The organism is Pseudomonas sp. TE6288 (genome assembly GCF_054062095.1).
Genome location: NZ_JBSSEW010000004.1, coordinates 215659 through 227413 on the forward strand (window position 1 = coordinate 215659; position 11755 = coordinate 227413).

Here is an 11755-nt window from a genome sequence, read left to right on the forward strand (position 1 = left end):
CTTATGCGTTGGCGTCGAGAACTTCGGTCAGCCACTGGTTCGTGACCTCGACGCGGAAGTTAGGGTTTTCGGCAGGCGGGACATCGGTGAAGCGGATGTTCCAATACACCTTGCCCTGCTCCAGCTGGCTGGCAGTGTTCAGCTCCGGGTCAGCGAACACTTCGAAGTTGATGATCGCGCCCTGGTTCTTCAGGTCGCGCATGAACGCCTGCAGGCCCTCGGTCACGTCCTTGACGTAGGTGGCCGTGATCGAGCGGTCGACGGCCCACTTGTGGCCGTAGAGGATCGCGTCCATGACGATGTCCATGGTTCGCACGCGGGTGACGAAGGCCCACTTCGGATCGCTCGACAGCGTGCGGTTGCCCCACAGGCGGTACCCGTCGTCGCGGATGATCGTGGCGATGTTGGCGTTGTTCAGCAGGTTGGCCCGGCAGGTCTCATCGCCGTCGAGGAACTCGATAGGCCGCGAAGTCCCGGTGATGCCGACGAACTCCTTGTTCGACGGCGAGGCCCAGAACCCGTACTCGCGGTCGGTCCAGGCGAACAAGCCGGCCACCCAGGCCGAGCTGGGCGCGTCCACCGTGGCACTCGCGTCGGTATCCCAGAACCGCACGCCCGGATCGGCCAGGAACGCACGCTTGGCACCGAACTCGCCGGCATACGCGACAGCTGCTTCGTCGGTGGTGTTGGGGCCGTCGAGGACGGCGATCCCGCGCAGCTTGTCAGCCAGGGCCACTAGGGCGGTGCCGACGGCCTGGGTCGCGCTGTGCTTGGGCGCGATCAGCAAGCGCGGCTGGGCGTTGAACCGGCTCTTGCCGTCGAGCAACGCCTGCAGACCAGTGCGCTGGCCGCCCGCCTTCGTACCCCCGATGATCGCCGAGGTCTGCTCGGCGGCATCTTCAAGCTTGGCCACACCACAGGCGACGATGACCGCCTTGGCACGTGTGTAGATGGCGCGGCAGGCCTTGGTGATCGCCGCGCCCTCACCGAAGGCCGCCACCGCCTCGCGCTCGCTGGTGATCATCACCAGGTCATTCGCTTTGGCCGTGGCATCGGGACCAGGGGTGAAGGTGTCGACCAGGCCGATGATCGAGGACGACGGCAGCGCGATAGTGCGCGCGCCGGTGTCGACGTTCGTTACGGTAACGCCGTGGAAAAAACCGCTCATGCAAGTCTCCAGATACGAAAAGGCCCCGCATGCGCGAGGCCTGGAAAGGTGCCGCCGGCCATAGCCGACAACGCCAAAAGAAAAGCCCCGACGGGCGGGGCCTTACAGGATCAACTCGGCAAGCCAATCCGGTGCTACCGGACGGTTGGCCAGCGCCGGGAAGGCGTCGGCCGCTGGCCAGTCACGCAGCGCCTGCCGGTAGGCCAGCAGCGCGGCATATTGCTCAGCCGTGAGCGTCGTTACGCCTCCCAGTTCGACCTCGTCCCTGTGGCGCGTAACCACCCACTCGTAGCGGGACAGCTCTACAGTGCGCCAAGCGCGCTCCCGCTCCATCACAAACTCGAGGGGTGGCGGCTGTCGCTCAGTCAACGTTGGCGCCCCATCATCGCCCGGTGCTATTGACTGCCCCGAGGCTTCGGCCGCCAAAAGCTCCGCATGCCGCTTGCGTGAAATCTTGGCCCCACCGTTGTCACTGAGGTCGAACGAAAACCGCTGATCGGCCTCAACCCACTTAGCCCAAATGTCCATGCTTACCCTCAATAGCCAACGGCAATCCAGCGGATGTACGCGGTGCCGGAAAATGATGAGCTGTTGATGACGTCTTCTCGTCGAGACTGAAAGCCTGTCGCGGTGAGCAGCCGAGCTTGCGGCGCCACTGTCGACTGGGTCATGACGCCGTCATGCGTGAAGCCGCTCACGCACGCTGGAATGATGTTGAAGCCCAGAGGAAACGTGACCGTCGTCTCGGCATCAGCGGCATTCGCAATGTGAACGCCCCACTGAATCATCAGACCACCCAACCAGGAGGGGAACACGATCGCATTGTTCGCGCCGCCTCCACCCTTGATGAAGGAGAACCCCCAGCGCAGCTTGAGCGGCGTCACGAAGCCCGTATCAGTGCTGCCGGTGTCGACCTCACCCTGGCTGGCGGTGGTGCCCATCAACAGGGGCTGCCCGTTCCACTTCAACTTGCCGATTGAGTCCATTACCAGCTTGCCGGCCACCAACCCCAACCAGTGGAAGCCGATACCGGGCGCGCAAACTTCGCGCTGATCCGCTGCACCGACCTCCATCGCCTCGCGGATAATCAGCGCTCCAGAGCCGTACTCCGCGCCCCACGCAGGCGACGCCAGTACCGGCTGCTGCCGGCTGACAACGCCGACGGCCAGCGCCTTATCCTTGTCGGCCTTGGCGAGCAACGCGGTATTCACCTCGCTTTTCGTGTAAGCGTCGGTGATGCCGTATCCGCCAAGCGTGATCGCCCAGTTGGCCTTGCTGGCCAGGAGCCCGTCGACCTGGGGGCGGGTGTAGCCATTGGCAACACTGATGTAGCCCGACGGGTCAAAGTTGCCGTTGTGCCACAAGATGCGCGTCAGCCCCCACTGCCGCGAGGTCTTGGCGGAGCGGACCGCAATGATCGGCTCGTCGCCTGAATACATGAACCCGATCTGCGCCGCGTAATCATCGGTGATGTACGGGATGTTCAACACCGAGGCGTAGTTGCCGAGCGTCGTTTGCCCGTCGGTGAACGAGTAGAAACCACCCTCCAGGCCGATAGTGTCGATCTGGCCGGCCGGGGCTATCCTGCCACCCAGGCCAAGGTGGCCTTTCTTCAGGGCGTCGGTGATGCCATAGCCGCCCAGGGTCGTGGGATTTGTGCCCGTGGTGACAATGCCGCGCTCATTGATCGTGACCCTGGTGTAAGTGCCGGCCGGCTTCCCACCTGGCAATACCCCAGCGACCTTGCTGTCGACGTACTCTCGAGTAGCAAGCACGACGCTCGGGTCAATGCGCAGCTGGACGTTACTGGAACTGCTGACGATCAGGTTCATGCGCACCACCTGGGTGCGGCCCGAGCCCTGGCTCAACAGCGGCTTGTATGTCGGCGCGCAGTTGGCCACCGCCACCATGTCACCGTCGGCATCATACAGCGCGATCTCGCGAATCCAGTGACCGCCCACATCTGCGGGAATCACCTGCTCCGCCACGATCACCGAAGTATCCTTGTCGTCGACTTTCAGCTGGTTCAACGGCGCTCTGCGCCACTCATTGATTAGCCGCATCTGGGTTGCGCTGGGTATAGGATCAGTGCCGTTGGCATCCCCCACGGCCATTTGCGTGATGGTCCATGGGATGCCCAGGGCATCCGCGTTGGCTTGTTTTGCCGCGCCCACGTTCGTGAGGATCGCGAAGAACTGCGAGTTCTGGTCAACCATGTGCAATGTCCAGGGTATCAATTGTGTGTTCACGCCCCCCGCGTCCTATGCGGCCGGAGACACTGATGTCACGCTGAGCCGGCGGGTAGACGTCGAGGATGTCGCCGTCGCTCAGCGAACTAGCCAAATAGAATGTTCCGCGAGTTTCGAGGCTAATTTGCAAGGTAGTCAGGTGCCGACTGACAGGCCGAGCGTCGTCTAGCAGCAAGGACAACTCGCGGTAGGTCTCTTCATCGATCCCGCCATCAGAAACACCCACCTTCAACCCGAAGGTGCCAGGCACGCCCCTAGGCTGTTGCTGCCACCATTCGTTGATCTCAATGAGATAACCAAACGGCTCAACCACACGCCGGAGCGCGCCGATCGTGCCCTTGTGGGCATGCACGAAGAAGGCAGAACGGATTACGGAACGCTTCACCGCCTCCGACCAACCGTCGTCCCAGCGGTCCACCGACCAGGCCCAGGCCAGCTGGTACAGCAGGTGCGCCGGGCAGGTGTCGGGGTTGTACAGAGTACGCAGGGGGATGTCGGTCAGCTCGTCCGTGGCGACCTCGACGGCGCGTTCCAGCTGGGTGCTGTTCACGGGGAGCAGACTTTTCATGTCAGCCACCCCATTCCACGTCGATCGCCTCGCACCATGCGGCCTGTTCCTTCGTGGGGCGGATGTCCGTCCATCCCACCAGTTCCACCCGGCTCACACCGTCGATGTGCAACTGGGCATCGATCCCGGACCGAGAAACCTCCAGGCCCAGCCGGCGCCGGGGATTTACCCAAGCCTTCAGCCGAGCCTTGCATGCCGCCAGGATGGCTTCGTTTTCTGGTCCCGTGCCGGCCTTGTAAAGCAGGGCCTCGACCCGGTACGGCAGGATCTCGGCGGCTTGGACCGTGAGCCGATCGGCCACGGGGCGTACATCGTCGTCGCTCAGGTATGCACGTACCGTCTCCAGCAGCTCCGGCGTCGCGAGGCCCGCGCCCTCCAGGTCCAGCACCGTAACCACCACCTCGGCCGGGGCCGGGCTTTCGGCTGTCGCGTCCGCCACCCGCCCGGAGGCGTTGCGGGCATGCAGGATGTAGCTGTTGCGCGGTCCTGCGGTGGTCAGCCCCTCATAGACCAGCTGCACGCGCTCACGTAGCGCATCGTCCGCCTCGAGGACGCGCTCGACCGGAGGCACTGCATTGAGATCCTCGGCCTGCACCACCAGCCGCTGCAGGTTCACATTGGCGGCCAGCTGGTCCAGATCCGCACCGCGGGCATAGGCCAGCATCAGGGCCTTGGCCGCGTCGTTGACCCGCGCCCGGTTCTGCATGCGACGGTATGCGCCCAGCTCGAGGAGCTTGGTGATCGGATCGCTCTCGAGCAGCGCGTCCCATTTGTCCCCCATGTACTGGCGAAAGCGCTGCAGCTCCTCGCCGTACACCCCTTCGAAATCGAGACTCTCCAGCACCTGCGGCGCCGGGAGCTGCGATAGATCCACTGCGCTCATGCACTCACCTCCAAGACTGCGCTGTCACCCAGGTACGTGCCGGTCAACTGCAGGTCGATCTTGCCGTCGATGACCGCAAGCACCCGCACCCGCTCCAGCTGCAGCCGCGGTTCCCAACGGCCCAAGGCACGGGCAACCTCGGCCTGCACCGCACTTTTCCAGCCCTCGTTCACCGGCAGGTCGACGTAGCGGCGCAACAGGCAACCGTACTCAGGGCGCATCCTGCGACTGCCCACCGTGGTAGTGAGGATGTCCTCGATGGACTGCCGCAGGTGACCCAGGCCGGAGACTGGCTGGCCCGTTCGACGATCCATGCCAATCACGGTCAGGCTTCCTTGAAGTCGGACCGGTTGCGCATGTAGGCCAGGCCCACCGCGTCCTCGCCGCTGATCGTGACCTGGCCCTGCACCACCTCAAGCTCCACCCAGTCGGGCAGGATCAACTTGCGGCGGGTGTACTCCTGATCGATGAAAGTCACCGGGCCGCGCGGCACCATCGCTGCTTCACCGCCTTCCTCAGGCACTTGCTGTGTTCTGGCCATGCTTTCCTCCAGGCATGAAAAAGCCCGCACTCGGCGGGCTATAGTCAGTGTTTGTGGTTTGCCGTGTTGCCGGCGGTGTCGATGATCCGGCCCCCGCCGTTGATGTCGCCCGTGACCATCAGTGTTCCGTTGACCGTGACCGCGCCGGTCAGCGTGATCGTGTCGGCCTGGGCGGTGATGCTCGAGGACTGGGCCGTGATGGCGTCGTCTGTCAGCACTGCCTGGGAGGCTCCGACCTTCACCGTGACCGTGCCGCTGGGCAGCTCGATCGTGTAGCTCTTGGCCTGCCAGTCGTAGACAAGGGAGCCACCGTCGTCGAAACGCCAAACCTCGACATGGTCGCGGTTGTCCGGCGCCGGGCCAGCATTGCCGTACAGCCCTGGAACGAACGTGCCCTGGGCAGGTTCGCCACTAGGACTGATCAATGCGCCCTGCTCGTCCAGGCTCGGAGCCCGCCAGTGGCGTGCCTTGCCAGCGGCTTGGCTGTGCCAGCGTACCCAGGCGCTGGTCCAGCCGCTGCCGTCCGACACGCGCACCATCGCCGCGGCCAGGTCGACGGCGACCACCCGGCAGGGGATCACCAGGCTGGCCAGCATCCGGTCGTGCATGGCTGATGCGTAACTCATGACAGTTCCTCCGGGCTGACGGGCTCAGCGTCCGGGCCGACCTTCAGCACCAGTGTGCCCGGTGGCTGCCTGGGCCATGGCCACTCTTCCTCGCCCAGGTAAATGATCTGGGTCCACTCCACTACCCAGACCGCGTAACCGTCCAACTCAGGCCGCGTCCAGTCCTGTGCCGCTCGGACGAACTTGGCCGGCTCGACTGCGATGCCCCATGTCTGCATACGCAGCAACACGGTCAACTGAGCCGCCGAGAACGCGGCGATACGGAGGCTAAAGTCTTCCTCCCCCGCGACAATCACTCGCGCCTCGAATCGCGCCTCCACCCCAACCTCGCCAGTACCAGGGTCCGGCCCCGGCTCCCACTCAACCAACTCGATCACCACTGCGGGGATCGCAATCCGATCAAGCCGGTCAGGCATGGTGCCGACGTATTCCAATGCAGGCAGCGCCTCGGCGATGTGCGCCTCGATCGTGGCGTACAAACGATTAAGTGGGATCGGATCCTCAGCCATTACCAACCCTCCCCAACAGTTTCTGCAGCTCGTAGTTGAGCTCTTGCCTCATGACCTCCAGCAGCCGCTGGTGGGCCTTCTGTGTCCACGACTCGAAGTGCGGCTTCACGTCTTCCAGGGAGATCATCGCCTTGACCAACGGGAAGCGACTGCCATTCTCGGCGATCCAGCCGGAGCTGGCCCCACCGGCCCCTGATACTTCGCTGGCCGGGTAGTCGCTCGCCTTGAAATGCTTGCTGGCCGTGCGGATCCAGATATCGGGGTTGCTCCCGTACACCGCCTTGAAGAACGCCCCCTGATAGCGGCGCCCAGCCACCGAGACCCCATTGCGGGTTTGTCGTGGCCGCCCCGCGCGACTTGCCGCGATCGGATCAAGGCCGAACCACAGCTTGCCGCGACCATCACCGCCCACCGGATAGGCCCGCAGGCGCTGACGAACCGAGGCCACAGCGATCCGCTCCTGCACAGCGACCGCCCTGCCCACGTGGGTACGCAGCCAGCGCAGGGTCTTGTTGATCGCTCGACGCTGAGCTTTGGCGATGGCCTTGGGAGCCAACGCCACAAACTCATCGAACCGTGCGACCTGCTGGGGCACCGCCTGCAGGGTGATCATCCCGGTGCTGGAGGACACCTTGTGATAGCTGCCGACGCTCATGGCGCCTTCCTCAGCACCAGGGCAACCAGTCCGTCACCGCCTGGTTCGACGCTAGCGATCGTGTACGCGCCGCCGCCGTCCTCCGCCGACAGGTCGATTTCTACCCGCTGCCGGGCTTCGACCCCGGCGTTGTCCTTCACACGGATAACCAGGTGCGGCTCCCGCAGCGACGTGGTGATGCGGCCGAACTTCGGCTGCAGCCACGGTGCAGAGAACATCCCCTGCACTTCGCGCCCATCGATCAGGGCGCGATCGCCCAGGACATCGAACACCGTATCGTCCACTTCATCGATCAGGTCCCGGAAGGCCATGATCAGAGCGTCAGACGGATTACTGCACGGGGACGAGTGCAAATGTGCAGCGGGTTGGACTGCGCCTCGCCGTCGACACCTTTGCCGAACGGCATCTCCTCGATCTTGCTGTAATACGGCAGGCCTTCGGTGTTAACCGTCTCGATGTAGTCCGCCGGTGCGTAGATCGAAAGGAACAGATCCGAGACACCCTCGGGCACCAGACGGGCCTCGTCGTCGGCAACATAGGCCTTGCCGCCTACCTTGCCGCGATAGCGTTCCCAGCTGATGCCGCCAAATTCGAACGACGCACGCCCGTCCCCCCGCAGAGATGCTGCCTGTTCGCTGCCCTTGTAGGTCTCAACCACCGAAGTGTGAGCGATCAGCTTCTTCCAGAACGTCTTGCCGCAGAAGGCACGTGCACCAGTGGTGGTGACGTTGCCGAGCGCGTCTTCCTGCATGTCCAGCGCATCGACGCACTGGGCCTGGACGTTGGCATTCTGATCGTTGAGGCCCATCGACATCGTCTGCCGGGAAACACCGAAGGTTTTGTAGATGTCCAGCAGCACCGTGGTACCGTCGGCGTCCAGCACCTGGCCATTCACAGCACCCATGCGGTGATACTCATGGGTGGCGTCCAGTTGGCTGCGCACCTTGCTCAGGCGTTTGTTCACCACGGCCTGGACGGCCTGGAGCTCGGTGGTGGTACCAAACGCACGAATGCCCTGAATCTCGTCGGCCTTGATCGAGAAACGCTGCGGCAGGTGAATGGTGTTGAAGGGAATCAGCTTGCGCTTGCTACCGCCAACCACCAGGCCAGAGGTGCCACGCTCACCCGCAGGCACAAGGGCGAGCGTATCGCCGTCCTTTTCGAGCTGGACTGTCAGGGTAGGGACACCCTCTTCGCGGAACAGACCGAGGGCGGCCAGGCGGCCCGGCACGTACTCCTGCTCATTGATGGCGGCGGTCAGGGCTGCAACGCTGAAGGCATCGTCTTGAAAAATGGCAATCTCAGCCATGGGGTACTCCAGAAAGTAAAAACCCCGCACAAGGCAGGGTTGGGAGAAAGAGAGGGTTGGATCAGCGCAGGATGATGAACTGCTTCGCCAGGGACTTTTCGGCATCAGCATCGACGCCCGTCAGCAACGCCTCGGTGACCTCGGCCAGCCGCACGACAGCACGCCCCCGGCGCGAGATGTCCGACTCACCGAGCGGGGCGAAAAGGATGCAAACGGCGTTTTCAGTACCGTCTTCAGCCGCAGGAGCGTAGGGCGCGAACTCGCCGGTTGCCGTGACCAGGCCGAGCAACTGCCCAGCGACCAGGGCCGGGCCGGCTGCGATGTTGATGGCTTCGCGGGAGATCTTCCCCGCGCCCTCAGAAAGCAGGAACTCACCGGCGTGGACCGGTTCCTGTTGGATGTTGCTCATGGTCGTGCTCCTTTGTTGGCGGCCTGCCGGCGGGCAGCCCAGATGCTGGATGGGTTGGGGAGTTGCGCCTTGACCTTCTCCGGCTCGTCGTCGGCCGGTGGCAGGCTGTTGTCGATCTCAAAGCCTTTGCCGGAGCTGACCAGCTTTTCGAACAGGCGCGCTCGCACCGCGTCAGGCTCCAGGCCGGCGTTGACGTACTCCGCTGTAAGCTCGGGCAAACGCGCCGCGACGCAGAGGTCGTGAACACCCTTCGCCCGTGTCAGCGCGGCCTGCACCGTGGCCTGGTCGGTCAGTTTGGTGGAGGCGATCAGGGTCTCGGCCAGGTTGCTGATACCGGCCTTGGCGCAGCCCTGGGTGATCATCAGCGCCAGCGCCGTGGAGGCTGCTGGATCTGGCGGGGTTACTTCAGGTGGAGTTGCTGGGTCATCGTCCGGAGTCTGATCAGCCAGCTGATCCAGCAGCGCCTGCGGAGTCTGGCGGTACCGCTTCATCGCTGCGCCTTGCGCGAGGCAGGCTTTGACCTCGACCCCGTTGCCCACCTCATCAGCCAGGCCCAGCGCCAGGGCTTCCTGAGCCGTCAGCCAGGTCTCATCGTTGACCATGCGGCGCAGCTCGACGTCGTCGATGTCCGGGGCCTTGGCCCGGTATGCCGCGATGATAGCTTCGAATGTCTGGTCGAGGACGTCAGCGACGCGGCGCAGGTCCTCGGCATCGCCGCTGGTCCAGGTCCAGGGGTTGTGCACCATCAGCATGGCGTTGGAAGCCATGACCAGGCGGTGGGCGCCACAGGCCGCGACACTTCCGGCACTGGCGGCCAGCGCATCGATACGCGCGGTGCAGCGCTCGCCAAGGCGATTCAGCGCGTTGTGAATGGCCAGGCCGTCGAACAGGTCACCACCAATGGTGTTGAACGCCACTACAACCGGCGAGACGCCGTCGTCGATCGCCTTCAAATCCTTGATGAACTCGTTCGCAGTGATGCCCCAGCCACCGATCTCTCCGTAGATGTAGATCTCGATGGGGACAGGCTCGGCGTTGGCTGCGCCCTCGCCTTCGGCCGCTGCGCTGATCTTGTACCAGTGCTGATCTTCGACCTTCGGCGCCGAGGGCACCTTGTTGAAGATGCGGAATGGCATCAACGGCTTCAACGGTTTCATGGTTTCTCCTTCTCGTCGGGATCGTCATCGATCGCCGACAACGTGCTGTAGGTGAGGCCCAAGGTCTTCGCCCGGGCGAGATCGGCGGCGTTCTCTTCATCCACCACCTCGGCATCGGTACCGCCTCGCAGGCAAACCTCGCTACGTGACGCGAAGCCCGCGGCGATTTCCATGGTGCGCGACTGGACGTCCTGGACCGGATGGATGTAGGCCCAGCCTTGGGGCACCCACCGGGTGCGCTGGTAATCGCGGCGGCGCTGCGAGTAGTCCGGCAGGTCGAGCGCACCGGCGAGTACCGCCATGTCCATCCAGGCTTTACGCACTGGCCGACACAGCTGGTGGACGTAAACCTGGAACTGCAGTTGCTCCAGCCTGCGACGGAACTCGGTCAGCACCACGCGGATCGCACGGTCGTTCACGCCCTGCATGTCACCGGTCATCAGCTCGTAGGGCAGCCCCGAGCCAGCGGCAGCGGCCATCAGCTGCTGCCGCATGAAGTCGGGATAGTTGTTTCCGGCGTCGGGTGGGTCCGAGAACTCGACCTGCTCGCCGGGCAACAGCTCCTGCATCGTGCCGGGCTCCAGCCCCACCATCGGTGTGAAGCCGTCACGGTCGTACTTAACCGGTGCGCCAGTGAGCGGATCAAGCTGCGGTGCCCCCTCCGGGGCGGGCTTGCGAACGAAGCCTGCGAAGAGGTTGGCCACCTCTTGGCGGAACAGCACCGCATCGTCGAAGTTGTCCAGGCTGCGCAGGCGCTTCAGCACCGGCGCCAAGCGCGGTACGCCACGCAGTTGCCCCGGTTCCAGCGGCTCGAAGACATGCAGCATCTGCTCGGCCGGTATGCGCACCAGCTGGTTGTAGCCGACGTTCAGCGCCGACTTGTCGCTGGGATGGTTGCGGTAGCACCAGTACGCCACCCGCCGACCCATGCCGTTGAACTCGATCCCGGCGCGGATAACGTTGCCGAAGCGGGTCAACTCGAACTTGTCGTGGGGGACGAATTCAGGCGCCAGGCACTGCAGCTGGAGCGGCACCGCGTAGCCATCCTCCAGCCGGCGTGGGCGCAGGCGGATGAAGCATTCGCCCGACTGCTCGACCGTCCGCGCCACTAGAGCCTGCAGGCCGTAGAAGTCGGTGAGCTGATCGGCGTCAGCTTCGTCCACCCAATCCTCCCACAGCACCTGCATCGCCTTGCGCACCGCCTTGTCGAGCAGCTGCGGATGCGGCGTGATGCCGGTGCCGATCAAGTTGCTTACGCGCTTGTCGATGACGTTGGCGGCGTAGGGGTCGTTGCGGACCGCGCTGCGGGAGCGAGAACGCAGGTTGCGCAAGGCCGGCATGATCAAGCTGTTCACGCCGGTGTCCGGCGCATCCCAGTTCGATGAGCGCCGTCCCTCGGCGCCGCCTTCATAGCTGGCCTTGATCCGCTCGGGCACAAGAATGCCGGAGCGGCCAAGGGTCAGATAACGTCCGCTCACAGGCCTTTGCCCCCGTGGTAGACGCGCACGACGCGCGAGCGCGGCCCGGAGGCCTTCACCAGTTCAGACTGGATCAGGTCGCGGGCCTTGATCAACTCGTCGACGGTTCGATACTCCACGGTGCGGTCCGAGTAACGAACGATCTTTTCGCCGCGCGCGATCGCCCGCTCGACAGTCGCGAGGTCTGCTTTTGTATAGGCCAT

General features: G+C 64.1%; 16 protein-coding genes. All 16 read right to left on the bottom strand.

Going from position 1 to position 11755, the window contains the following annotated elements:
- Position 1 precedes the first annotated feature (1 nt).
- The 16 genes from ACVWY1_RS05825 to ACVWY1_RS05900 all read right to left on the bottom strand — a co-directional run bounded on the left by ACVWY1_RS05825 (position 2) and on the right by ACVWY1_RS05900 (position 11755).
- Positions 2–1168: a phage tail sheath subtilisin-like domain-containing protein gene (locus tag ACVWY1_RS05825; RefSeq protein WP_457377937.1), complete on the bottom strand. Its 1167-nt coding sequence runs from the start codon at positions 1166–1168 to the stop codon at positions 2–4.
- Positions 1169–1270: 102 nt separating this feature from the next.
- Positions 1271–1696: a phage tail assembly chaperone gene (locus tag ACVWY1_RS05830; RefSeq protein ID WP_457377938.1), complete on the bottom strand. Its 426-nt coding sequence runs from the start codon at positions 1694–1696 to the stop codon at positions 1271–1273.
- Positions 1697–1704: 8 nt separating this feature from the next.
- A complete protein-coding gene (locus tag ACVWY1_RS05835) occupies positions 1705–3384 on the bottom strand; it encodes a phage tail protein (RefSeq protein ID WP_457377939.1) in 1680 nt (559 codons plus the stop codon).
- Positions 3377–3985, bottom strand: a complete 609-nt coding sequence (locus ACVWY1_RS05840; RefSeq protein ID WP_457377940.1) for a phage tail protein I — start codon at positions 3983–3985, stop codon at positions 3377–3379. The genes ACVWY1_RS05835 and ACVWY1_RS05840 overlap by 8 nt, the downstream gene beginning before the upstream one ends.
- 1 nt (position 3986) lies before the next feature.
- Positions 3987–4868 carry a baseplate assembly protein gene (locus ACVWY1_RS05845; RefSeq protein WP_457377941.1) on the bottom strand — a complete coding sequence of 294 codons (882 nt, stop codon included), beginning with the start codon at positions 4866–4868 and terminating at the stop codon, positions 3987–3989.
- Positions 4865–5191, bottom strand: a complete 327-nt coding sequence (locus ACVWY1_RS05850) for a GPW/gp25 family protein (protein ID WP_457377942.1) — start codon at positions 5189–5191, stop codon at positions 4865–4867. The genes ACVWY1_RS05845 and ACVWY1_RS05850 overlap by 4 nt, the downstream gene beginning before the upstream one ends.
- Positions 5192–5193: 2 nt before the next feature.
- On the bottom strand, positions 5194–5409 hold the full coding sequence (locus tag ACVWY1_RS05855; protein ID WP_457377943.1) for a hypothetical protein: 216 nt from the start codon (positions 5407–5409) through the stop codon (positions 5194–5196).
- Between the two features lie 44 nt (positions 5410–5453).
- Entirely contained in the window at positions 5454–6035 is a 582-nt protein-coding gene (locus ACVWY1_RS05860; RefSeq protein ID WP_197865798.1) for a phage baseplate assembly protein V, read from the bottom strand.
- Positions 6032–6544: a hypothetical protein gene (locus ACVWY1_RS05865; protein WP_457377944.1), complete on the bottom strand. Its 513-nt coding sequence runs from the start codon at positions 6542–6544 to the stop codon at positions 6032–6034. The genes ACVWY1_RS05860 and ACVWY1_RS05865 overlap by 4 nt, the downstream gene beginning before the upstream one ends.
- Positions 6537–7199: a hypothetical protein gene (locus ACVWY1_RS05870; protein WP_197865796.1), complete on the bottom strand. Its 663-nt coding sequence runs from the start codon at positions 7197–7199 to the stop codon at positions 6537–6539. The genes ACVWY1_RS05865 and ACVWY1_RS05870 overlap by 8 nt, the downstream gene beginning before the upstream one ends.
- Positions 7196–7510: a head-tail joining protein gene (locus ACVWY1_RS05875; protein WP_457377945.1), complete on the bottom strand. Its 315-nt coding sequence runs from the start codon at positions 7508–7510 to the stop codon at positions 7196–7198. Before ACVWY1_RS05875 ends, ACVWY1_RS05870 begins: the two co-directional genes overlap by 4 nt.
- Positions 7511–7512: 2 nt before the next feature.
- On the bottom strand, positions 7513–8508 hold the full coding sequence (locus ACVWY1_RS05880; protein WP_457377946.1) for a major capsid protein: 996 nt from the start codon (positions 8506–8508) through the stop codon (positions 7513–7515).
- A 61-nt stretch (positions 8509–8569) separates the two neighbouring features.
- Positions 8570–8917 (bottom strand): head decoration protein, encoded by a 348-nt coding sequence (locus tag ACVWY1_RS05885; RefSeq protein ID WP_258599027.1) that lies wholly within the window; start codon positions 8915–8917, stop codon positions 8570–8572.
- Entirely contained in the window at positions 8914–10065 is a 1152-nt protein-coding gene (locus ACVWY1_RS05890) for a head maturation protease, ClpP-related (protein WP_457377972.1), read from the bottom strand. Before ACVWY1_RS05890 ends, ACVWY1_RS05885 begins: the two co-directional genes overlap by 4 nt.
- 5 nt (positions 10066–10070) lie before the next feature.
- The gene (locus ACVWY1_RS05895; protein WP_457377947.1) at positions 10071–11552 is read right to left on the bottom strand and encodes a phage portal protein; all 1482 of its coding nucleotides are present in this window, start codon (positions 11550–11552) and stop codon (positions 10071–10073) included.
- On the bottom strand, positions 11549–11755 hold the full coding sequence (locus ACVWY1_RS05900) for a phage head-tail joining protein (RefSeq protein ID WP_457377948.1): 207 nt from the start codon (positions 11753–11755) through the stop codon (positions 11549–11551). Before ACVWY1_RS05900 ends, ACVWY1_RS05895 begins: the two co-directional genes overlap by 4 nt.

Coding starts and splice junctions, on each gene's coding strand:
- ACVWY1_RS05825 (WP_457377937.1), bottom strand. CDS start 1,168: ATGAGCGGTTTTTTCCACGGCGTTACCGTAACGAACGTCGACACCGGC.
- ACVWY1_RS05830 (WP_457377938.1), bottom strand. CDS start 1,696: ATGGACATTTGGGCTAAGTGGGTTGAGGCCGATCAGCGGTTTTCGTTC.
- ACVWY1_RS05835 (WP_457377939.1), bottom strand. CDS start 3,384: ATGGTTGACCAGAACTCGCAGTTCTTCGCGATCCTCACGAACGTGGGC.
- ACVWY1_RS05840 (WP_457377940.1), bottom strand. CDS start 3,985: ATGAAAAGTCTGCTCCCCGTGAACAGCACCCAGCTGGAACGCGCCGTC.
- ACVWY1_RS05845 (WP_457377941.1), bottom strand. CDS start 4,868: ATGAGCGCAGTGGATCTATCGCAGCTCCCGGCGCCGCAGGTGCTGGAG.
- ACVWY1_RS05855 (WP_457377943.1), bottom strand. CDS start 5,409: ATGGCCAGAACACAGCAAGTGCCTGAGGAAGGCGGTGAAGCAGCGATG.
- ACVWY1_RS05860 (WP_197865798.1), bottom strand. CDS start 6,035: ATGAGTTACGCATCAGCCATGCACGACCGGATGCTGGCCAGCCTGGTG.
- ACVWY1_RS05865 (WP_457377944.1), bottom strand. CDS start 6,544: ATGGCTGAGGATCCGATCCCACTTAATCGTTTGTACGCCACGATCGAG.
- ACVWY1_RS05870 (WP_197865796.1), bottom strand. CDS start 7,199: ATGAGCGTCGGCAGCTATCACAAGGTGTCCTCCAGCACCGGGATGATC.
- ACVWY1_RS05875 (WP_457377945.1), bottom strand. CDS start 7,510: ATGGCCTTCCGGGACCTGATCGATGAAGTGGACGATACGGTGTTCGAT.
- ACVWY1_RS05880 (WP_457377946.1), bottom strand. CDS start 8,508: ATGGCTGAGATTGCCATTTTTCAAGACGATGCCTTCAGCGTTGCAGCC.
- ACVWY1_RS05885 (WP_258599027.1), bottom strand. CDS start 8,917: ATGAGCAACATCCAACAGGAACCGGTCCACGCCGGTGAGTTCCTGCTT.
- ACVWY1_RS05900 (WP_457377948.1), bottom strand. CDS start 11,755: ATGGCCTATACAAAAGCAGACCTCGCGACTGTCGAGCGGGCGATCGCG.